Annotated in this window: 26 protein-coding genes and 1 pseudogene; 18 read left to right on the forward strand and 9 right to left on the reverse strand. The window is 64.4% G+C overall.

The window, feature by feature from the left end:
* Positions 1-18 precede the first annotated feature (18 nt).
* The 5 genes and pseudogenes from AUC70_RS06090 to dnaQ all read left to right on the forward strand — a co-directional run bounded on the left by AUC70_RS06090 (position 19) and on the right by dnaQ (position 3,660).
* Positions 19-854 (forward strand): annotated as a pseudogene (locus tag AUC70_RS06090) (pyruvate, water dikinase regulatory protein).
* Positions 851-1,474 (forward strand): Maf family nucleotide pyrophosphatase, encoded by a 624-nt coding sequence (locus AUC70_RS06095; protein ID WP_069444010.1) that lies wholly within the window; start codon positions 851-853, stop codon positions 1,472-1,474. The pseudogene AUC70_RS06090 and the gene AUC70_RS06095 overlap by 4 nt, the downstream one beginning before the upstream one ends.
* Positions 1,475-1,481: 7 nt before the next feature.
* Complete coding sequence (locus tag AUC70_RS06100; protein WP_069444011.1) at positions 1,482-2,324, forward strand: shikimate dehydrogenase; 843 nt, start codon at positions 1,482-1,484, stop codon at positions 2,322-2,324.
* On the forward strand, positions 2,324-2,947 hold the full coding sequence (gene coaE / locus AUC70_RS06105; protein WP_069444012.1) for a dephospho-CoA kinase: 624 nt from the start codon (positions 2,324-2,326) through the stop codon (positions 2,945-2,947). The genes AUC70_RS06100 and coaE overlap by 1 nt, the downstream gene beginning before the upstream one ends.
* 23 nt (positions 2,948-2,970) lie before the next feature.
* Positions 2,971-3,660, forward strand: a complete 690-nt coding sequence (gene dnaQ / locus AUC70_RS06110) for a DNA polymerase III subunit epsilon (protein ID WP_069444013.1) — start codon at positions 2,971-2,973, stop codon at positions 3,658-3,660.
* 26 nt (positions 3,661-3,686) lie between these two features.
* Here dnaQ and secB read toward each other — a convergent pair whose 3' ends face one another.
* Positions 3,687-4,205, reverse strand: a complete 519-nt coding sequence (secB, locus tag AUC70_RS06115; protein WP_069444014.1) for a protein-export chaperone SecB — start codon at positions 4,203-4,205, stop codon at positions 3,687-3,689.
* A 298-nt stretch (positions 4,206-4,503) separates the two neighbouring features.
* On the opposite strand from secB, the gene AUC70_RS06120 reads away from it, so the two are divergent.
* The 3 genes from AUC70_RS06120 to AUC70_RS06130 all read left to right on the forward strand — a co-directional run bounded on the left by AUC70_RS06120 (position 4,504) and on the right by AUC70_RS06130 (position 6,914).
* Positions 4,504-5,226, forward strand: a complete 723-nt coding sequence (locus AUC70_RS06120; protein WP_069444015.1) for a Tim44/TimA family putative adaptor protein — start codon at positions 4,504-4,506, stop codon at positions 5,224-5,226.
* A gap of 233 nt (positions 5,227-5,459) precedes the next feature.
* Complete coding sequence (gene mltA, locus AUC70_RS06125) at positions 5,460-6,239, forward strand: murein transglycosylase A (RefSeq protein WP_244505529.1); 780 nt, start codon at positions 5,460-5,462, stop codon at positions 6,237-6,239.
* A gap of 24 nt (positions 6,240-6,263) precedes the next feature.
* The gene (locus AUC70_RS06130; RefSeq protein ID WP_069444017.1) at positions 6,264-6,914 is read left to right on the forward strand and encodes a Smr/MutS family protein; all 651 of its coding nucleotides are present in this window, start codon (positions 6,264-6,266) and stop codon (positions 6,912-6,914) included.
* 3 nt (positions 6,915-6,917) lie between these two features.
* On the opposite strand, the gene AUC70_RS06135 is transcribed toward AUC70_RS06130, so the two are convergent.
* From AUC70_RS06135 to AUC70_RS06150, 4 genes are read right to left on the reverse strand one after another with little or no spacing between them, the layout of a single operon-like run.
* Positions 6,918-7,466 carry an AAA family ATPase gene (locus AUC70_RS06135; protein ID WP_069444018.1) on the reverse strand — a complete coding sequence of 183 codons (549 nt, stop codon included), beginning with the start codon at positions 7,464-7,466 and terminating at the stop codon, positions 6,918-6,920.
* A 12-nt stretch (positions 7,467-7,478) separates the two neighbouring features.
* On the reverse strand, positions 7,479-8,783 hold the full coding sequence (gene hslU, locus AUC70_RS06140; protein WP_069444019.1) for an ATP-dependent protease ATPase subunit HslU: 1,305 nt from the start codon (positions 8,781-8,783) through the stop codon (positions 7,479-7,481).
* A gap of 22 nt (positions 8,784-8,805) precedes the next feature.
* Positions 8,806-9,384, reverse strand: coding sequence for an ATP-dependent protease subunit HslV (gene hslV / locus AUC70_RS06145; protein WP_069444020.1), 579 nt, complete (start codon positions 9,382-9,384; stop codon positions 8,806-8,808).
* A complete protein-coding gene (locus tag AUC70_RS06150; protein WP_069444021.1) occupies positions 9,381-10,028 on the reverse strand; it encodes a DUF2939 domain-containing protein in 648 nt (215 codons plus the stop codon). Before AUC70_RS06150 ends, hslV begins: the two co-directional genes overlap by 4 nt.
* 116 nt (positions 10,029-10,144) lie before the next feature.
* Here AUC70_RS06150 and hisB point away from each other — a divergent pair, with 116 nt between their 5' ends.
* Genes hisB through coaA form a run of 7 tightly spaced genes read left to right on the forward strand, consistent with a single transcriptional unit; the run spans position 10,145 to position 14,896 of the window.
* A complete protein-coding gene (gene hisB, locus AUC70_RS06155; protein ID WP_069444022.1) occupies positions 10,145-10,777 on the forward strand; it encodes an imidazoleglycerol-phosphate dehydratase HisB in 633 nt (210 codons plus the stop codon).
* A 58-nt stretch (positions 10,778-10,835) separates the two neighbouring features.
* On the forward strand, positions 10,836-11,336 hold the full coding sequence (locus AUC70_RS06160) for a DUF2628 domain-containing protein (protein ID WP_069444023.1): 501 nt from the start codon (positions 10,836-10,838) through the stop codon (positions 11,334-11,336).
* Between the two features lie 4 nt (positions 11,337-11,340).
* Positions 11,341-11,991: an imidazole glycerol phosphate synthase subunit HisH gene (gene hisH, locus AUC70_RS06165; protein ID WP_069444024.1), complete on the forward strand. Its 651-nt coding sequence runs from the start codon at positions 11,341-11,343 to the stop codon at positions 11,989-11,991.
* A 13-nt stretch (positions 11,992-12,004) separates the two neighbouring features.
* Complete coding sequence (hisA, locus tag AUC70_RS06170; RefSeq protein ID WP_069444025.1) at positions 12,005-12,763, forward strand: 1-(5-phosphoribosyl)-5-[(5-phosphoribosylamino)methylideneamino]imidazole-4-carboxamide isomerase; 759 nt, start codon at positions 12,005-12,007, stop codon at positions 12,761-12,763.
* A 3-nt stretch (positions 12,764-12,766) separates the two neighbouring features.
* A complete protein-coding gene (hisF, locus tag AUC70_RS06175) occupies positions 12,767-13,543 on the forward strand; it encodes an imidazole glycerol phosphate synthase subunit HisF (protein WP_069444026.1) in 777 nt (258 codons plus the stop codon).
* A gap of 60 nt (positions 13,544-13,603) precedes the next feature.
* Positions 13,604-13,921: a phosphoribosyl-ATP diphosphatase gene (gene hisE / locus AUC70_RS06180; protein ID WP_069444027.1), complete on the forward strand. Its 318-nt coding sequence runs from the start codon at positions 13,604-13,606 to the stop codon at positions 13,919-13,921.
* Between the two features lie 21 nt (positions 13,922-13,942).
* Positions 13,943-14,896 carry a type I pantothenate kinase gene (coaA, locus tag AUC70_RS06185; RefSeq protein ID WP_069444028.1) on the forward strand — a complete coding sequence of 318 codons (954 nt, stop codon included), beginning with the start codon at positions 13,943-13,945 and terminating at the stop codon, positions 14,894-14,896.
* Positions 14,897-14,908: 12 nt separating this feature from the next.
* On the opposite strand, the gene AUC70_RS06190 is transcribed toward coaA, so the two are convergent.
* The gene (locus tag AUC70_RS06190; protein WP_069444029.1) at positions 14,909-15,907 is read right to left on the reverse strand and encodes an adenosine kinase; all 999 of its coding nucleotides are present in this window, start codon (positions 15,905-15,907) and stop codon (positions 14,909-14,911) included.
* A gap of 106 nt (positions 15,908-16,013) precedes the next feature.
* Between AUC70_RS06190 and AUC70_RS06195 the strand changes: the two genes are divergently transcribed.
* A complete protein-coding gene (locus AUC70_RS06195) occupies positions 16,014-16,742 on the forward strand; it encodes a sulfate transporter family protein (protein ID WP_069444030.1) in 729 nt (242 codons plus the stop codon).
* Here AUC70_RS06195 and nth read toward each other — a convergent pair.
* A complete protein-coding gene (gene nth / locus AUC70_RS06200) occupies positions 16,739-17,449 on the reverse strand; it encodes an endonuclease III (protein WP_069444031.1) in 711 nt (236 codons plus the stop codon). The genes AUC70_RS06195 and nth overlap by 4 nt on opposite strands.
* Before the next feature lie 42 nt (positions 17,450-17,491).
* Between nth and AUC70_RS06205 the strand changes: the two genes are divergently transcribed.
* Complete coding sequence (locus AUC70_RS06205) at positions 17,492-17,998, forward strand: DUF2244 domain-containing protein (RefSeq protein ID WP_069444032.1); 507 nt, start codon at positions 17,492-17,494, stop codon at positions 17,996-17,998.
* Positions 17,999-18,019: 21 nt separating this feature from the next.
* Here AUC70_RS06205 and AUC70_RS06210 read toward each other — a convergent pair whose 3' ends face one another.
* Together AUC70_RS06210 and dapB are read right to left on the reverse strand one after the other, a co-directional pair.
* Positions 18,020-18,673: a 2,3-bisphosphoglycerate-dependent phosphoglycerate mutase gene (locus AUC70_RS06210; protein ID WP_069444033.1), complete on the reverse strand. Its 654-nt coding sequence runs from the start codon at positions 18,671-18,673 to the stop codon at positions 18,020-18,022.
* 201 nt (positions 18,674-18,874) lie between these two features.
* Complete coding sequence (gene dapB / locus AUC70_RS06215; protein WP_069444169.1) at positions 18,875-19,672, reverse strand: 4-hydroxy-tetrahydrodipicolinate reductase; 798 nt, start codon at positions 19,670-19,672, stop codon at positions 18,875-18,877.
* Positions 19,673-20,192: 520 nt separating this feature from the next.
* On the opposite strand from dapB, the gene AUC70_RS16715 reads away from it, so the two are divergent.
* Positions 20,193-20,402 (forward strand): hypothetical protein, encoded by a 210-nt coding sequence (locus AUC70_RS16715; protein WP_069444034.1) that lies wholly within the window; start codon positions 20,193-20,195, stop codon positions 20,400-20,402.
* Positions 20,403-20,408 lie beyond the last annotated feature (6 nt).

A 20,408-nucleotide genomic window follows, 5' to 3' on the forward strand; every position in this document is an offset into this window, starting at 1 on the left:
TTATCCAATGGCCATACAATGGATATCCAACAACGTACCTTCCATCTGCATATGATCTCCGACGCCACGGGCGAGACGCTCGTGACGATCGCGCGGGCCGTGGGGGTGCAGTACGCGGCGGCGCGGGCGATCGAACATTTGCATCCGCTCGTCCGCAGCGAACGCGAACTCGAACGCGTGCTGCGCGAAGTCGAGGCGGCGCCGGGCATCGTCCTCTACACGTTGTTCAACCGCGACCTGGCGGAGAAGCTCGAGCAGGCCTGCAAAGGCTTGAACGTTCCCTACGTCGCGCCGCTCCTGAACGTGCTCCAGGTGTTCGAATCCTATTTGGGGATGCGTCGACGCCGATGGTGGGTGGGCAGCACCAGCTCAACGCGGATTATTTCCGTCGCATCGAGGCGCTGAACTTCACCATGATGCACGACGATGGGCATTTGCCGGACAATCTGGACGATGCCGACATCATCCTGCTCGGCATCAGCCGTACGTCGAAAACGCCGACCAGCATCTATCTCGCCAATCGGGGACTGAAGACCGCCAATGTGCCGCTCGTGCCGGGTGTGCCCGTCCCGCCCCAGCTCGAGCAGGAGACGAAGGCCTTTGTGGTCGCCCTGGTTGCGAGCCCGGAGCGGATCTCGCAAGTGCGCCACAACCGGGTGATCGAACAGGCCCACGGGCATTTGGACGACTATGTGGACCGGGATGCCATCGCGGCGGAGATCGCGCAGACGCGCCAGCTCTGCGCGCGCCACGGCTGGCCCATTATCGATGTGACGCGCCGGTCGATCGAAGAGACCGCGGCCGCGATCATCCGGCTCTACGACGATCGCGACGCACCGGCCCTCGATACATGACGAATTTTCTCCAAGAGGGCCGCGCGCCCCTGATTCTCGCCTCCGCCAGCGCCACGCGGCGCAAGCTTCTCGAGGGCTCCGGCCTCACCTTCAGCACGAAGAGCTCGGATCTCGACGAGGCGGCCATGCGCACGGCAATGGGCCTCGAAGGCACGGTGGAGCCCAGCGACGTGGCTGAGGTTCTGGCGCGCGGCAAGGCAGAGGACGTGAGTGCCCAGTCTGGCGATGCGTTCGTGATCGGCGGAGACCAAGTGATGGCCGCCGGCGGCAAGATCTACGGGAAGCCGCAGTCCATGGAGGATGCCAGGGCCCGGCTTCTCGAGCTCAGCGGCAAGAGCCACCAGTTGCACACAGCCGTTGTCGTCGCCACAGGTGGCGTTACCGTCTGGGCCCACACGGACGTCGCGACACTGACCATGCGGCGTCTGTCGCCTGAGTTCGTAGGGCGGTATCTCGCCGCCGCCGGCGAGGGCGTCCTGGGGTCGGTCGGCGCCTATCAGATCGAATCGCTCGGAATCCAGCTCTTCGAGAAGATCGAAGGGGACTTCTTCTCGATTCTAGGCCTGCCCCTGCTCGCGCTGCTCGATGCGCTGCGGCGCGAGAGGGCGATCGAGGGATGACGGGACGATGAGCACGGCGCCACGCGCATGCGTGATCGGCTGGCCGGTCGAGCACTCCCGCTCGCCGGCGATCCACGGTTATTGGCTCGCGCACTACGGCATCGACGGTGCGTATGTGAAGGAGGCGGTGGCGCCGGAGGACTTCCCTGCCTTCCTGAGTTCACTTTCGAAGCACGGCTACGTAGGCGCGAATGTCACGCTGCCCCATAAGGAAGCGGCGTTGCGCGCGGTCCAGGAGGCCGACACTGCGGCCCGGGCGATCGGCGCGGTCAATACGGTGTGGCTCGATGAGCGCGGGGCGCTGCGGGGCAGCAACACGGACGCTTACGGCTTCATGACCAATCTTGATTCATCCGCGCCCGATTGGCGCGAGGGCTGCGATGTGGCCATGGTGCTGGGCGCCGGGGGCGCCGCGCGGGCGATCCTTCATGGGCTCATCGAGGCGGGCATTCCCCGGATCCTCCTGACGAACCGCACGGTCGCGAAGGCGGAGACCTTGGCCCGAGACTTTGGCGATCCCGTTGAAGTCGTTCCCTGGGAGGACAAGGATTCGGCGCTGTCCGCCTGCCGCCTCCTGGTCAACACGACGAGCCTCGGCATGGCCGGGCAGCCACCGCTCGACATCATGGTGACCGCCCTTCCGGCCAACGCCGTGGTGACGGACATTGTCTATGTGCCCCTTGAGACGCCCTTGCTGGCCGAGGCCCGCGCGCGCGGACTGACCACCGTGGACGGGCTGGGAATGCTGCTGCACCAGGCCGTGCCGGGGTTCGAGCGCTGGTTCGGCGTCCGCCCGGAGGTGACCCCGGACCTGCGCGCACACGTAGTGGCCACGTTGGAGGCGGGCTGATGCTGGTCATCGGCCTCACAGGCGGGATCGGCATGGGAAAGAGTTCTGCCGCCGCCCATTTCAAGCGCCACGGGGTGCCCGTCTTCGACGCCGACGCCTATGTGCACAAGCTCTATGAGGGCGAGGCGGTCCCCCTGATCGAGAGTGCTTTTCCGGGCACCACCCGCGAAGGCCGAGTGGACCGCGCGCTTCTGGCCAAGGAAGTGGCCGGCCGGCCGGACCGGCTCAAGGAGCTCGAGGCGATCGTCCATCCGCTGGTGGTCCAGGCGGAGATCGATTTTCTCTGCGACCAGGAGGACGGTGGCGTGCCGGTGGCGGTTCTGGAAATTCCGCTTCTGTTCGAGACGGGCGCCGAGTCCCGAGTCGACGTCACTGTTGCCGTCAGCGCGCCGGAAGACGTGCAGCGGCAGCGTGTCATGGAGCGGCCTGGCATGACGGCGGAGAAGTTCGACGCGCTTCGGGCGCGGCAGCTTGACGATGCGGACCGCCGCGCGCGGGCCGACCACGTGCTCGACAGCGGGTCCAGCTTGGAAAACCTGCAGGCGCAGCTCGATGTGCTGATCGAATCGCTTAAGCTAAAGGACGGAAGCGTCATGGAGCGTCTGCGCGCTCATCGCCCCTAGCCAAAGCGGAGTTCTTCAAACCTGTGCGCGAGATCATTCTCGATACGGAAACGACGGGTCTAGATCCCAAGGAGGGACATCGGATCGTCGAGATCGGCTGCGTGGAGCTGGTCAACTCCATCCCCACCGGCCGGACCTGGCACTGCTATCTGAACCCCGAGCGGGACATGCCCGAGCAGGCCTTCGCCGTGCACGGGCTGTCCACCGAATTCCTCGGGGACAAGCCTCTCTTTGCGGACAAGGCGGACGAGTTCCTCGAATTCGTCGAAAGCGCCATGCTCGTCATTCACAATGCGAAGTTCGACTTCGGATTCTTGAATGCTGAGCTTGAGTGGGCGTCGAAGCCGCTCCTGACCTGGGATAGAATTGTGGACACGCTGGCGCTGGCGCGGCGGCGCCATCCTGGATCGCCGGCAAGTCTCGATGCCCTCTGCCGCCGTTATGGCATCGATCTCAGCGGCCGCGATCTCCACGGTGCGCTCCTGGACTGCCGTCTGCTGGCCGGCGCTATGTGGAGCTGGTCGGCGGTAAGCAGGCGCGGCTGGAGTTGGCCGGAAACGGGGGCTCAGCAGGCGGATACGTCGGGGAACGCCGTCACGGTGACGCCGCGCGCGGCGCCGCTGCCCTCACGGCTGACGGCAGAGGAACGCGAAGCCCATCGCGTCTTCGTCGCCACGTTGGGCGAAGACGCGATTTGGCGCCGCTACGAGTGAGCGAAAACTGACGGCTGTCAGACGACCTAGTTCGGCTGACTCATATCGACGTCGCCGCCCTTCGACAGGTTCTGCGCATAGAGGCGGCCGAAGTCGATCGGATCGAGCATCAGCGGCGGGAATCCGCCATCGCGGACGACATCGGCGATTACCCGACGCACGAACGGGAACAGCAGGGTGGGGCAGTCCACGAACAGCACCGGCTGCAGCATGTCTTCCGGGACGTTCTTGATCCGGAACAGGCCGCCGAAGTCCAGTTCGACATTGTAGATGACCCCGGTGTCACTCTTGGCGTGGGCCTCGAGATGCACCACGGCCTCGTAGATGTCCTCGCCCCGCGGTCCGGCATTGACGTTGACGCCGACCTGCAGTTGGGGGTTTTCGCCGGGGCCCTGCAGCGTCTGCGGCGCGCCGGGGCTCTCGAAGGAGAAATCCTTCACATACTGTGCAAGCACGTTGAGTTGAGCCTGAGAGCCGGCTTTCGCGTCTGCCGGCCCATCGCCGTTGGCGCCTTTCGGGCTGTTCTGTTTGTCGTTCTTGGCCATCTGATCCTCCCTCGGCGCAAACTCCGACCGCTGGCTAGCACGGGAGGCGAGCGCCACGCAATTCGACAAAGTGCACGGGTGCGCCCGGCTACCCCTTTGGGGTTGGCGTCTGTGAGGGGAATGACGTAAGTTGGCCCTATCACGCAGCCTGTTCGATATGAAAAATGCGCTGCGGCGGGTTGCGACCGCTAGAAAACCCCGTGGCATGCAACAATATTTAGCCTATGGCATTGGTCCACTGACCGCGAGGCGTTTTGCATGAACCGGACTGGATCCGGAACTGGATGGCAGCAAGACTATGAGTGAAGCTTTCGACATCTATACATTGCTGTTCCTGGTTCTCGCGGTGGTGATTTTCATCAGGCTGCGCAGCGTGCTCGGACGCAGGACCGGAAACGAGCGCCAGCCCTTCGATCCCTATTCCCGCCCCGACACCAAACAGGCGCCGGAAGGCACCGTGGTGGCGCTGCCGCGCGGCCGGAACGCTGAGGCTCCCGTCGGCACCGACACCGGCCCTTCGGCCGAGGACATCGAAGAGCGTCTGGAACGGTATGCCAAGGCGGACAGCCCGCTCGGCAAATCGCTCACCGCGTTGATCAAGTCGGATCCCGGCTTCGACCCGGCGCAGTTTCTGGACGGCGCCAAGATGGCTTACGAGATGATCGTGGCCGCGTTTGCCGAGGGCGACGAGAAGACTCTCAAGCAGCTCCTCGGCGACGACGTCTTGGACGGCTTCTCGCGCGCCATCGCCGAGCGCGACGAGCGCGGCGAGACGCACCACACGACGCTGGTCGGTATCGACAAGGCGGACATGATCGAAGCCGAGGTTAAGGACAAGCAGGCCTTCGTGACGGTCAAGTTCGTGAGCGAGCTGATCTCGGTCACCCGCGACTCGGCCGGAGAGGTCGTCGACGGCGATCCGAAGAAGGTGCGCGAGGTCACGGACATCTGGACCTTCGCCCGCGATACGGCGTCCCGCAATCCGAACTGGAAGCTCGTGGCCACCGAGGCAGCGAATTAGCAGCCGGCGTTGACCGGCTCCGTCTACGCAACCCCTTGCAGTTTCGCCGACCTGGACGGCTGGGCGGACGACGATCACGCAGCGGCGCTGCGCGCGCTCGTGAACTCGACAACACGCGACGGCGTTGAGCGCCTGCAAGAGGCCGAGGCGCGGGGGTACTTCGAATCCGGGTTCGAGGCTTTTGCGGCGAGCACCGACACGCGCGCTTCGTCACCGGCTATTACGAGCCGGAGCTGCGCGGGTCACGTACATGGTCGCGGCAATTTCCCATCCCGATCTACGGACTCCCGAGAGACCTCGTCACCACAATCAACGAAACCAACCGCGCGGCGCACAACGAAACCCTGACGGGATTTCGTCTGACGTCTGAGGGTATGGTTCCGTATTTCACGCGCGCCGAGATCGAAGCAGGCGCGCTCGATGGGAGAGGACTGGTCGTCCTGTATACGGACGACCCCGTCGATCTTTATTTCATGCATGTGCAGGGGTCGGGCCTCGTGCATCTCGACGACGGCACCTCGGTGCGTCTCACCTATGCGGGCAAGAACGGTCATCCGTATACATCGCTGGCGCGGGTCCTGGTCGACCTCGGCGAACTCGACGCGGGCGGCATAGATATGGATGCGCTGAAAGCCTGGCTGCGTACCGATCTCGAACGCGGCCGTGCGCTCATGCGAATGAACCAGTCCTATACCTTCTTTTCCGTGCTTCCGGGCGACGAGGCAGCGCGGGGCCCGCACGGGGCCGAGGGCGTGCCGCTCACGCCCGGCCGCAGTCTCGCAGTGGATCCCACCTATATCCCGCTTGGTACGCCGGTGTTCGTAACGGTCCCGGAGTTCGCCGGGGAGGACGGACGCCCCTTCGGGCGACTGATGATCGCCCAGGATGTGGGCTCGGCGATCCGGGGCCCCCAGCGCGGCGATATCTTCTTTGGGACCGGCGAGGCCGCCGGCGCGCTCGCCGGCCGGACGCGTCATGCGGCGCGGTTTCATGTCCTGATGCGGAAGCGTTAAGGCGCTTTGCGCTAATGTGCGGTCATGGCCAAGGAGAAACCAGGCAAAGACACTCCGACAAAGAAGGATACCAGGCCCGTCCGTCTTGAGGACGACGCAGCGCTGTGGGCGCGCGTGGCCGAAACCGCTCAGCCGCTCGCTAACAAGAACCGCTTCGTCGATGTGGAAACGCCGCTCAAGGCTCCCGCAAGACCCTCCACGCCCAAACAGCCGAAGGCGGCCGAGGCAATGCCGTCTGGCGCGCTGCAGCCTGAGTCGAAGCCCGGGACCACCGCCGGCAAAGTCAGCGTCAAGAAGGCGCCCTCGCCGAAGGCCGGTCTCGACCGGCAGACTGCGCGCAAGCTCGACAAGGGCCATCTCGCCATCGAAGCGCGGATCGATCTGCACGGCATGCGCCAGCGCGAGGCCCATAGCGCCTTGCGAAAATTCCTGCAGTGGGCCCGGGCCAAGGACTATCGCCACGTCCTCGTCATCACCGGCAAGGGCTCGCTTCGCGCCGAGGGCGGAAGCTTCTACGACGAGGAGACGCGGGGTGTGCTGCGCCAGGCCGTGCCCCATTGGCTCTCCCATGGGGACCTGGCGCCGTTGATCGTCAGCTTCTCCGACGCCCCCCGCCGACTCGGCGGCGAAGGCGCGCTCTATGTGCGGCTGCGGCGGTCGGACCGCGGTCGGTGACTGCTAAACGTCGGACGACTCGTCGGCCTCCAGCATACGGAGGACGAAATCGGTGCGCTCGGCGACGCCAGTCTTTGGGAGGATTGTGACCTCGTATCCGAGAGCGGGGTAGGCCGCGAGGAGCCGCGCGTACTCCTCGGCTGCCGCCTCGAAACCGTGTTGCCGTTCCTTGTCCTGCCCGTAGATCTCAGGCCAGGGTGGGGTGAGGAACACGCGCCGATGATAGGAGTACGATCGGCCTAGCTCATCCAGGACGCGGTCGCCGGTGGCATGTTCCAAGGCCGAAGCGGCATCCACCAGGCCGCGGTCGAAGAAGACCCAACCTTCGAATTCCGCGTTGGCTTCCCAATCGGAAATCGCCGTCGAGATCGCCGCTCTCGCGAACGCCGCAAGGTCGATCCATGGCAGCGCTGACCCGCTCGAAGCCAATTCTTCACGAACGATCCTACGTCCCGGTTCGTCGACGACGCTAAAGCCCCGTTCGCGCAGTGCTTCGAGCAGGGTCGATTTTCCCCCGCCCGAGCAGCCGGAGATCACGACACGACGCTCCATTGGAGAACGTCCCTACAGAATAAACTTCGAGAGGTCGGCGTTTTTGGCGAGGTCCCCGATGTGCTCGCGCACGTAAGACGCATCGATGGTGACGGCCTCGCCGTTTCTGTCGGAGGCGCCGAACGAGATGTCGTCGAGAATGCGTTCCATCACCGTCATCAGGCGCCGTGCGCCGATATTCTCGACGGACGTGTTCACTTCCACGGCGATGTCGGCAATGGCGTCGATGGCGTCCTCGGTGAACTCCAGCGTCACGCCTTCGGTTTTCATCAGCGCCACATATTGATTGATGAGGCAGGCCTTGGGCTCCGTCAGGATGCGGCGGAAGTCCTCGCGGGTGAGCGCGCGCAACTCCACGCGGATCGGCAGGCGGCCTTGCAGCTCCGGCAGCAGGTCCGAGGGCTTGGCGATGTGGAACGCGCCCGAGGCGATAAAGAGGATGTGGTCCGTCTTCACGGGTCCGTATTTCGTGCCGACCGTCGTGCCTTCGATGAGTGGCAGGAGATCGCGCTGCACGCCTTCGCGGCTGACGTCGGCGCCGGCACGGTCGGAGCGGGCGCAGATCTTGTCGATCTCGTCGAGGAACACGATGCCGTTGTTCTCGACGTTCCGGATCGCCTCCTGGATCATCATGTCGTCGTCGATGAGCTTGTCGGATTCCTCCGCCATCAAAATCTCGAAGGAGTCCTCGACCGTGACTTTGCGCGACCGTGTGCGCTGGCCGAGCGCCTTGCCGAGCATATCGGACAGATTGATCATGCCGACTTGGCTGCCCGGCATCCCGGGAATTTCGAAGGACGGCATGCCGCCCGAGTCGGCCACCTGAATCTCGATCTCTTTGTCGTTCAGCTCATTGGCCCGGAGTTTCTTCCGGAACGACTCGCGGGTGGCGCTACCGGCGCCGGGGCCCACAAGAGCGTCGATCACGCGCTCCTCCGCATTGACGTGGGCCCGCGCGGAAACCTCTTTGCGCTTGGTATCGCGCACGAGGCCGATGCCGGTTTCGATCAGATCACGGACGATCTGCTCCACGTCGCGTCCCACATAGCCGACCTCGGTGAACTTGGTCGCTTCGATCTTGATGAAGGGGGCATTGGCGAGCTTGGCGAGGCGGCGGGAAATTTCCGTCTTGCCGACGCCGGTGGGGCCAATCATCAGGATGTTCTTCGGCAGCACCTCCTCGCGCATGTCCTCGTCGAGCTGCTGACGCCGCCAGCGATTGCGCAAGGCGATCGCCACGGCGCGCTTGGCGTCGCTCTGGCCGACGATATGGCGGTCGAGTTCGGAGACGATTTCGCGGGGGGAAAAAGCGGTCATACAGTTCCTGGCCGGTTCTGGTCTAGGAGGCGGTCGCGTCGATTGTTTCGACGGTCAGGGAATCGTTGGTGTAAACGCAGATCTGGGCGGCAATGGCCATGGCCTTGCGCGCGATCTGCTCCGCATCGAGGCCGGAGTCGAGCAGGGCCTTGGCGGCGGCCAGGGCGTACATGCCGCCGGAGCCGATCCCCATGACCGCATTGTCCGGCTCCAGCACGTCGCCGGTGCCGGTCAGGACGAGACTCTCGTCCGGGTCCGCCACGATCATCATGGCCTCCAGGCGGCGGAGGTAGCGGTCCGTCCGCCAGTCCTTGGCGAGTTCGACGCAGGCGCGCTTCAGCTGATCGGGAAACCGTTCCAGCTTGGTTTCGAGGCGCTCGAACAGGGTGAAAGCATCGGCGGTCGAGCCCGCGAACCCGGCGATCACCTGCCCTGCGCCCACACGACGCACCTTTCGCGCGGTGCCCTTGATGATGGTTTGGCCCAAGGAGACCTGGCCGTCGCCCGCCACCACCACCTTGCCGCCCTTGCGGACGGTGAGAATGGTCGTGCCGTGCCAGGAAAGGGGCGAAGTCTCCGGGGAAGAGGAAGAAGCACTCATAACTGTCTTGCGATATCGGGCCTGACGGCCCGTTCGTCAAGCGCCGCCCCTTCGGGGCGACCCGTTGTCCTAGTTCGCGGGGGCGCACCGGCCTCCGGTTCCGGGGCCGGCGCGATCATGTCGGGCACCAGGGTCTTCAGCGGCGGCAGGTCGATGTCGGTGATGCGCCAGCGGAAACCCTCGAGGTTCATGGTCGAGGTGATTACGGGCGCATCGGCCTTTTCGGGGTTCTGCGACTGGATCGTGAAGGTGGTCGGGGCCGAGAAGAACGCCCATTTGAGGAAATCGCCGAAGCCTTCCTGGTTTTCGCGGTGTTCCACGACGGTCGGATTGCTCAGGACCGCCTCCGGCGTCACCAGGCTGTCGATCGAGCCCCCAACCACCGACGGGCCGAAGGCGCGGGTCAGCGCCTCGCCGATATCCCCCAGAACTGGGGCTTTTTTGCCCAATTCCTGGGATTTTTTGAGCAGTCCGCCCTGGACTTGCTTCTGCATGTTGGCCCGGACGGCCGGAAAGTCGACAATTTTCTTCAAAGTTTCGGCGTTGTTCGACAGCAGCGCATTCTGAAGCCGGTACAGCGTCCAGTAGGGGTAGGCCAGGTAGATGGCGAGCAGGATGAGAATCAGCAGAAACAAGCGGCGCATTGGCGCAATTCCCTCAATTTGTGACAGTCGCCCATAGCATGGCTCCATGACGGGGCGTATAAGCGCTTTCGTTATGGAAGCGAATTGCTAAGAGCCTTTGGATTAGGCTGGCAGACATGCAACAGCGAAGCAAATCAGCGGATGCCGCCAGCGCGGTAACGCCCCGCACGGCGACGGTCGACCGCCGCACCAAGGAAACGAACATCAGCGCCACCGTCAATCTCGACGGGACGGGCGCTTACGATGTCTCGACGGGTGTGGGCTTCCTCGACCACATGCTGGAGCAGTTGGCGCGCCATGGGCTGTTCGACATCACGCTGAAGGCCGAGGGCGATCTCCACATCGATCAGCACCACACGACCGAGGATTCCGGGATCGTGCTGGGACAGGCCTTCGCCGAAGCGCTCGGCGACAAGGCCGGCATCACGCGCTATGGCTCCTGCTACCTGCCCATGGACGAGACGCTGACACGCGTCGCGCTCGACGTGTCCGGGCGGCCGTTTCTCGTGTGGAAGGTGGACTTCAGCCGCTCCAAGATCGGCGAGATGGACACGGAGCTGTTTCGCGAATGGTTCCAGGCCTTTGCGCAGAACGCGGGCATCACGCTCCACGTGGAGACTCTCTACGGCGAGAACAATCACCACGTGGCCGAGACCTGCTATAAGGCGCTGGCAAGGGCGTTGCGCCAGGCTGTCGCCGTGGATCCGCGGCAGAGCGGGCGCGTGCCCTCCACCAAGGGCCAGCTTTGACGTTCCGTGAGCGCGGAACGCTGGGCGGCGGCCGGATCGAAGTTGAGCGTAGCGAACAGTGACTGTCTATTCCGTCTTTGAGCCTGCCGACGACGCCGATCTCGAGGCGCGCGCGGGTAAGGTCGCCTTCGTGAAGGAAGGGATCGCCTGGTTTGCGCTGATCGTCCCGATCCTGTGGCTCATCTATCAGCGGATGTGGTTGGAGCTCATCGCCTTCCTGGCCATTTTCTTGTCGTTGCCTGTCGTCTTCGGATCGGGACCGGCCGGCCAGGAGATCGCGGGCTGGGTTTCGATCGGCCTCACGGTGCTGTTCGCGTTCGAGGCCAACGACCTGCGCAGCTGGGCCCTGCGGCGCCGCGGCTTCAAATTCGCCGGCACGGCTTTCGGCCGCGATCTGGTCGAGGCCGAGACGCGGTTCTTCTCGCGCTGGCTCCCCGAGCAAGAGACGGCGTCGCAAAGCGTTCCGGCCGTCCTTCTGGTACCGGCGAAGGCCTCCGCGATCGTGCCGACGCGCCCTGCGGCCGGCGACGAAGTGATCGGCTCGTTTCCGCGGAACTGACACCATGCACGTCGCCATCATCGATTACGGCTCCGGCAATCTCCACTCCGCCGCGAAGGCCTTCGAGCGCGCCGCAGGCGAACAGGGCTCGCCGCTCGAGATCAAGGTCACAACGGAACCGGAGGAGGTTCTCAGTGCCGACCGCATCGTACTGCCGGGCGTCGGCGCCTTCGCCGATTGCAAGGCGGGCCTCGCCGCCGTGCCGGGCATGATCGAGGCGCTAGACGAGGCCGTCGGCGAGCGGGGCACGCCGTTCCTCGGGATTTGTGTCGGGTTGCAGCTGATGGCGACCCGCGGGCTGGAGCACGGGGTCACGCCAGGGCTCGACTGGATTGGCGGCGAGGTGCGTGCGATCGAACCTAACGACGTCACCTTGAAGATTCCGCATATGGGTTGGAACACGCTGAACCTCGATCGCGACCATGCGCTCTTCGAGGGCATTCCGACCGGCCCTACGGGCCTTCACGCCTATTTCGTGCACTCCTACCATTTCGTGCCGGCGGCGCGTGAGACGCGGGTCGCGACCACGGACTACGGCGGCACGGTCACGGCGTTCCTCGCGCGGGACAACGTGGCCGGCAGCCAGTTCCACCCCGAGAAAAGCCAGAAGCTGGGATTGGCCCTGATCGCCAATTTCCTCAAATGGAAGCCATAGCGAGACAGACTTCATGATTCTTTTCCCCGCCATCGATCTGAAGGACGGACAATGCGTGCGCCTGCGCCAGGGCGAGATGGACCAGGCCACCGTGTTCAACACCGATCCTGCCGCGCAGGCCAAGGCTTTCGAGAACCAAGGTTTCGAATGGCTGCATGTGGTCGATCTCAACGGCGCGTTCGAAGGCAAGCCGGTCAACGGCCCGGCGGTCGAGGCGATTTTCGCGGCGAGCCATTTGCCGATCCAGCTCGGCGGCGGCATCCGCGACATCGACACGATCGCCATGTGGCTCGACAAGGGCATCGACCGGGTGATCCTGGGAACGGCGGCGGTACGCGACCCCGATCTCGTCCGCGAAGCGGCGCGCGACTTCCCCGGCTGTATCGCCGTGGGCATCGATGCGCGCGACGGCAAGGTCGCCATTGAGGGCTGGGCGGAAACCTCGGAGATGACGGCGCTCGATCTCGCGCGCCGGTTCGAGGATGCGGGCGTCACCACCATCATTCATACGGACATCGCCCGCGACGGGCTGCTCGAAGGGCTCAATCTCGACGCCACGGTGGAACTGGCCGAGGCGGTCTCCGTGCCGGTGATCGCCAGCGGCGGCCTCGCCTCCATCGACGACATCAAGCGCCTCGTGGAGCCGCGCTGCGCGAAGCTCGATGGGGCGATTGCGGGGCGTGCGCTTTATGATGGTCGTGTCGATGCGGCGGAGGCGCTCGCCGTTATCGCAGCCAAGTACGGCCATCACGGCGTGACGGGACAGTACTGACCGATGCTCAAAGTCCGCGTCATTCCCTGCCTCGACGTGAAGGACGGGCGCGTCGTCAAAGGCGTGAACTTCGTCGATCTGCGCGACGCTGGCGATCCCGTGGAAGCCGCCGCCGCGTATGACGAGGCCGGCGCGGACGAGCTGTGTTTCCTCGACATCACCGCGAGCCACGAGAAACGCGGAACCATTCTCGACATCGTCAGCCGCACCGCGGAGCGCTGCTTCATGCCGCTGACGGTTGGCGGCGGCGTGCGGTCCACGAACGATGTGCGCGCGCTCCTCGAAGCGGGCGCCGACAAGGTCTCGATCAACACGGCGGCGGTGCGTGACCGTCAACTAGTGCGCCGCGCGGCCGAGAAGTTCGGGGCGCAATGCATCGTGGTGGCGATCGACGCGAAGCGCGTGGGGGCCAACGGCAAGGCTCCGCGCTTCGAAATCTTCACCCATGGCGGACGCGAGCCCACGGGCATCGATGCGATCGCGTATGCGGAAGAAGTCGTCTCGCTCGGCGCGGGCGAGATCCTGCTGACTTCGATGGATCGCGACGGCACGCGGGCCGGGTTCGACAACGAGCTGACGCGGGTGATCGCGGATGCGGTTTCCGTGCCGGTCATAGCCTCGGGCGGCGTCGGCAATCTGCAGCACCTCGTGGACGGCGTACGCGAGGGTCATGCCTCGGCGGTGCTGGCCGCGTCCATTTTCCATTTCGGCGAGCATTCGATCGGCGAGGCCAAGCGCTTCATGGCCGATGCGGGACTGCCTGTTCGCTTGGACCCTTGAACCTTCGATCCGCCTTTGCGCCTATTCCCAGCGACGGCGGCACAGTGTATGAGCCACAGCATGAGCAAGGATGCATTGGATAGGCTCGCCGCCACGATCCGCGAACGCCGGACCGAAGCGGCCGAAAAGTCCTACACCCGGCAGCTTCTGGACGACCCGATCAGGTCGGCCAAGAAGGTGGGTGAAGAGGGCGTCGAGGTGGCGATCGCCGCGGTGGCCCAGGATAGGGCCGCACTTCTCGAAGAGAGCGCCGACCTGCTCTATCACTTCCTGGTCCTGCTGGAGTCGCGCGATATTGCACTCGACGAAGTCTGCGCGGTGCTCGAGCAGCGCATGGGGATCTCGGGTCTGGCGCGCCAAAAAGGCCCGGCTGGCTAACCCGCCACGGGGTATTTCGTGATGGACATCCTGCCCGCCGTCGGTTTCTCGCCCTACACGCTCTACTCGCGCGAGGAATGGGCACGCCTGCGTGAGGACACACCGCTTACGCTGAACGAAGCGGATCTCGAGAACCTGTCCGGCGTGACCGAACGCGTGTCCACCGACGAAGTCATCGATGTCTATCTGCCCTTGAGCCGTTTGCTCAATCTCTACGTTGAAGCCTCGCAAGGCCTGCACGGCGTCACCGAAGAGTTCTTGCGCAAGGGGAACGGGAAGATTCCCTTCGTCATCGGACTTGCGGGCAGCGTCGCGGCGGGCAAGAGCACGTCGGCCCGTGTGCTTCAGGCGCTGCTCGCCCGCTGGCCGAGCCATCCGAACGTGGCGCTCGTACCGACCGACGGCTTTCTGTTTCCAAATGCGGTCCTGGAAGGCCGTGGGCTGATGACCCGGAAAGGGTTCCCCGAGAGCTACGACCTGCCGACGCTGCTCAACTTCTTAGGCGACGTGAAATCGGGCAAGGCGCGCGTGGAGGCGCCGGTCTATTCACACGTCGTCTATGATGTGTTGCAGGGGCAGGCGCTCGCCGTCGAGCATCCCGATATCGTCATTGTCGAGGGGCTCAACGTGCTGCAGCCCGCCATTCTGCCCGAGGACGGTGAGACGATCCCGTTCGTCTCGGACTTCTTCGATTTCTCGATCTATATCGACGCGGCGGAGGCTCTCGTCGAGCGCTGGTATGTGGAGCGCTTCCTGCGCTTGCGCCAGACGGCGTTCCGCGACCCGGCGGCCTATTTCCACCGCTACGCCACGCTGTCGGAAGGCGAGGCGCGCGAAGTCGCCTTGTCCCTGTGGCGGACGATCAATCTCGTCAACCTCCACGAGAACATCCTGCCGACGCGCCAGCGTGCCGACCTCATCTTGCGCAAGGGCGCCGGCCACGCCGTGGAAAGCGTGGCGCTGCGGAAGCTCTGACCGGACGGAAGGCTAGGAGAGGATCCCGCGAGACTTGGCGAGTTCCACGAGATTGGCCTCGGGCCGCGCGCCGATATGGGAGATGGCCTCCGCGGCGGCGATGCTGCCGAGACGGCCGCAATCGGCGATCGGCATGCCGCGCGAGAGGCCGAACAGGAAACCCGCCGCGTACAGATCGCCTGCGCCCGTGGCATCCACCACTTGAGAGACGGGCTCGGCACGAATCTCGATGGTTTCGCCGCCGCCGACGATCAGCGACCCGTCCTCGGACCGGGTGAGGACCGCCATCTCGCAGTCCTGCAGGGCAGCATCCGCCGCCTCCAGAAACGTGTTGGTCTCGTAGAGCGAGGTGATTTCCTTCTCGTTGGCGAACACGATGTCGGCGCCGTGTTTGACGAGTTCCCGGAAATCGTCCCGGTGCCGGTCGACACAGAACGGGTCGGACAGCGACAGGGCGACCTTGGCGCCGGCTTCCTTGGCGAGCTTGGCCGCCTCACGGAAGGCGGACTTGGCCTCGTCCTTGTCGAAGAGATAGCCTTCCAGATAGACGAACTTGGCCGCAGCGATGAGTTCGGCATCGATGTCGCTGGCCGTCATGTCCACGCTCGCACCGAGAAACGTATTCATGGTGCGCTCGCCGTCGGGCGTCACCAGGATTAGGCAGCGCGCGGTCGGCGCGCCGTCGACGGCCGGTTCGGTCTCATACGAAATGCCCAGCGAGCGGATGTCGTGGCGGAAGATGCCGCCGAACTGATCGGCGGCGACGCGGCCGATAAACCCGCACTTCGCACCGAGTGCGGCGAGGCCCGCGATCGAATTGGCGACGGATCCGCCCGAACGCTCCGTGGCCGGTCCCATCTCTTCGTAGAGTTCGGCGGCCTCGGCAGAATCGATCAGCCGCATGAAGCCTTTGTCCAGGTTCCGCTTAGTTAGAAACGCGTCGTCGCAACGCGCGATGATGTCCACGATTGCGTTTCCGATGCCAACCACGTCGATCGTCTTTTCAGCCATAGTCCCGCCAAGTCTCCCGGTTCAGCTTCATTCAGTTCAGATGCGGCTGCTGGCGTTGCGATCTTCCATCACTATATTCCTCCAGCAGACAGACGCAGGACAAGTCATGCTTAGCGCAGCACGTCAAGCCTTTGGGGAACTCTTCTCGCCGCCATTCCGCTCGGTCATGGTGAAGTGCGTGGCCTTTACGCTTGCTTTGCTCGCGGGGCTGTTCATCGCCATCCAGTGGTCCTTCGCCTACTTCGTCGCGTGGCCGGACTGGATCGAAACATCGGTTCAGGTTCTCGGCGGTCTTGCACTGGTCGCGGCCTCGATCTTTCTCATCCCGCCGGTGACGTCGTTGATCGCGGGCCTCTATCTCGACGACATCGCCGCCGTCGTCGAGCAACAGGGATTCCCCGCCGACCCGCCCGGCCGTGAGCTGCCGATAGCACGCTCGATCTGGCTCGCGATCCGCTTCTTCTTCATTGTGCTCCTGGTCAATCTCGTCGCGCTGCTGCTCTTGCTGGTGCCGGGCGTCAACCTGATCGCGTTCTACGTAGGCAACGGCTATCTGCTCGGCCGGGAGTATTTCGAGCTCGCCGCCATGCGGCATGTGAGCGGGCGCGAGGCGAAACGCATCCGCAAGGCCAACAGCACCACCGTGTTGTTGTGCGGGCTGGTGATCGCCGCCGTGGCGTCCGTGCCGATCCTCAACCTCATCACGCCGCTTTTTGCGACGGGGTTCATGGTGCGCATGTGGAAGCGTATCGCGGCCAAGACGAAGTCCGGATTGCCGGGAGCCGGACAACGCGGAACTGTGCAAGAGCCCGTCGCGCAAACGACGAGGGTCTAAGCGGGCGCCTCGACCTTGTCCTTGAAGGCGCACAGATCGCTGATATGGCAGCGCCAGCATTCGGGCTTGCGCGCTTTGCATACGTAGCGCCCATGCAGGATCAGCCAATGATGGGCGTGGAGCTTGTATTGGTCGGGGATGACGCGCTCGAGGGTTTCCTCGACCTGTAACGGTGTTTTTCCGGGTGCCAGGCCGGTGCGGTTGGAAACCCGGAAAATGTGCGTGTCGATCGCGATCGTGGGCTGGCCGAACGCGACGTTCAGAACGACATTCGCGGTCTTGCGTCCCACCCCTGGCAGCGCCTCCAGATCCTCGCGGCACTCGGGCACCTTGCCGCCGTGCTCGGTGACGATTTTCTTCGATAGCGCGATCACGTTCTTGGCCTTGTTGCGGAACAGACCAATCGTCTTGATCCGTTCACTGACGTCTTCTTCGGCAAGCGCGGCCATTTTCTCCGGCGTGTCGGCGATCTCGAAGAGTCCCGGGGTGCAGCGGTTCACGGACGTGTCGGTTGCCTGCGCGGACAGCACCACTGCGACGAGGAGCGAGAACGGATCGCGATAGTTCAGTTCCGTCCGCGGATCGGGATCGAGAGCCTCGAAGCGGGCGAACATTTCGGCGATCTGAGCGCGGGTCAGCTTGGTGCCCGAGCGCCGGCGCGTCGGGCGCCGTTTCGGCGCTTCACCCTTTCTCGATCCAACCGCCACTTGCGTTGTGCCACCCTTCCCGGCTGTATTATTGTGAACGCTATGACAGACACGCCGACCCTGCCGCAAGGCCCCGATGACAGCGAGCCCCGATTTCGCGCGGTCCTGACCCCGCACCGATCTCTCGGGCCGAAGGGCTTTGTGATCTTCATGGCCGCCATCAGTACGGTTTCCTTCGGCACCGGGCTGATGTTCTTCCTCATGGGGGCTTGGCCCATCATCGGTTTCATGGGCCTCGACGTGCTCCTCGTCTACGTGGCGTTCCGACTCAATTTCCGGGCCTTGCGGGTCTACGAGACCGTGGCGCTCACCGACGAGGCGCTGACGGTGACGCGCGTCGCGCCCGATGGGAAGGAGCAGTTCTGGCGGTTCAACCCCTATTGGGTCCGTGTCCGTGTCGATGAGCGTGTCGGGCTTTCCTCGGAGCTGTCTCTCGCAAGCCACGGCAAACGGCTCGTGTTCGGCGCTTTTCTGACCGATCCGGAGCGGGAAGATTTTGCGGATGCGCTAAAGGCGGCACTGCGCGAGGGTTGCGCGCCTGCTGTCTGACGAAGTGCCCCGGTTCTAGCTTTACGCGGCGAGGCTGCGCTTCTCGGCGAGGGTTCCGTCCGCCTTGACCCGGTAGATCACCGGTGTGGCGGTGGCCAGGGAATAGTGCTGGACCTCTTCCGGAGTGAGCTTGTCCAGCTCCATGATCAGCGAGCGCAGGGAGTTGCCGTGCGCGACCACGATCACGTTCTTCCCGGATTGCAGCTCCGGGACGATCCAACGGTCGAAGAAGGGGCACACCCGCGCAGCCGTATCCTTCAGGGATTCGCCGCCCGGGGGCGCCACGTCATAGGAACGCTGCCAGATCTGAACCTTCTCGGCGCCGAAGCGCTTGCGCGCCTCTTCCTTGTTGATCCCGACCAGGTCGCCATAGTCGCGCTCGTTGAGCGCGGCGGCCTTGATGATGGGGAGTTTGCCCTGACCCACTTCGCCGAGAATGATGTCGAGCGTGTTGTGGGCCCGCTTCAGGGTGGAGGCGAAAGCGCTGTCGAAGACCAGGCCCTCGTCCTTGAGCCGTTGACCGGCCCGGTGGGCTTCGGAGACGCCTTCCTCGCTGAGGCCGACATCCTTCCAGCCCGTGAACATGTTCAGGCGATTCCACTCGCTTTGGCCGTGCCGGACCAAAACAAGAACATTGTTTGAGCCCTGCGGTCGATCGCCCGTCTTTTGAAGCATGTCCCCTGAATACCGCCCTGTCATCGTCTGCTCAACTGGCCCTTTGACGCCGTGAACGCCTCTTCTTGGCGGCGATTATAGGTCCGCATGGTTAAGAGCCATGGTCATTATTATCGCCCAATGGGGTGACTTTTTGGCTGCAAGGATAACAAGGCCTTAGCTCTGCCATCGGATGTCCCCAACCGAACTATCACTGCGTTGTTACAGTCCAAGCACATCCGCCATCGAGTAGAGCCCCGGCGGCCGTCCCCGGGCCCAGAGGGCCGCACGAACCGCCCCGCGGGCAAAAATACCCCGGTCGGATGCAATATGCGTCAGCTCGAATCGCTCGCCGGGACCGGCAAAAATCACGCTGTGCTCACCAACGACGTCCCCGCCCCGGAGCGTGGCGAACCCAATGTCCCCTTCGGCGCGCGGTCCCGTCTCGCCGTCGCGGGTCCGGACCGCTCTGTCCGCAAGCCCTACCGCCCGCCCTTGTGCGGCAGCCTCGCCCAGCATCAGCGCCGTACCGGAGGGCGCATCGCGTTTGTGGCGATGGTGCATCTCCAAGATCTCGATATCGAACTCGGGTCCCAGAATCTCGGCGACGCGCTTCGTCAGCGCGGTCATGAGATTGACGCCCATGCTCATATTGCCGGCCTTCACGATGGCGGCGTGCCGGGCGGCCGCGTCGATCCGTGCGAGTTGCTCGTCGCTGAACCCGGTCGTGCCGATCACATGGACGATTCGTGCCTGAGCCGAGAGCGCCACCAACTCCGTCGTCGCATGGGGCAGGGTGAAGTCGAGAACGCCTTCCACGTGGGCGAAGAGAGCATGGGGGTCGTCGGTAACCGGAACGCCGATGGGATCAAGGCCGGCGATCTCGCCGATATCGCGGCCGATGGCCGGCGAACCCGCCGTCTCGAGGCCGCCGGCGATCTCGCAGCCCGGGGTCGTGTGCAGGGCCCGGGTCAGGGCCTGGCCCATGCGCCCGGCAGCACCGAGAACCGCGATCCTCATGTCACTCATCGTGTGTGGCGCCCCCGGTGCTTTCGTGGTGCCGCCATGGTAGGACGGCCGCCGGCAAAAAATTGTGCGGTGCCGTTGTATGACGACCGGGCGCTTGTCACAAGTCTGGCAAGGTTCGAATATCGCTCGACCAAAGTAGGGGGCTGTCGGACATGGGTGGACGGGCGATCGGGACCATTGCGACCGTTCTCGGGAGCTGCGCTTTGCTCCTTGCCACGATGCCGGCCTTCGGTGCGGCCGAAAGCGCTTATACGCCGCTCGTTCTCGACAAATGCGACAACATCACGCCGCCCGCGTTCGCCGAACATGGGGTGGTCTTTCGGTGCAAGGGATATGGCGGCATGGCCGTCCGGGTCGCGGAGGGTGACCTACGCATGTTCGTGTCCTATGGCGACGGCGCGAAGGATCAGACCGCCGCGGGGCAGACCCTCCCGATGTTCAACACGATTGGAGAGACGCTGGAGTGGCGGGTCGAGGACGGGAAGCCGTTCGCCACGATCCTGCGGTACCATTGGGACTCGGACGCCTCGGCGGAGGGTCGACCCTGGTCGTCACCAAGCTCGGCAACACCAACGCCTGCCATGTCGCCTATGTGCGCGCGGAAGAGAACCCGGACGCGAACAAGCTGGCCCGCGAAATCGCGGACAATGACGCGCGCCGGTTCTCATGCGAACGAGATCGGCCGCGGACATACGGCCCCGGCGGTCAACCGGTCGACTGACGACCG

Source organism: Methyloceanibacter stevinii (assembly GCF_001723355.1).
Lineage (GTDB): Bacteria > Pseudomonadota > Alphaproteobacteria > Rhizobiales > Methyloligellaceae > Methyloceanibacter > Methyloceanibacter stevinii.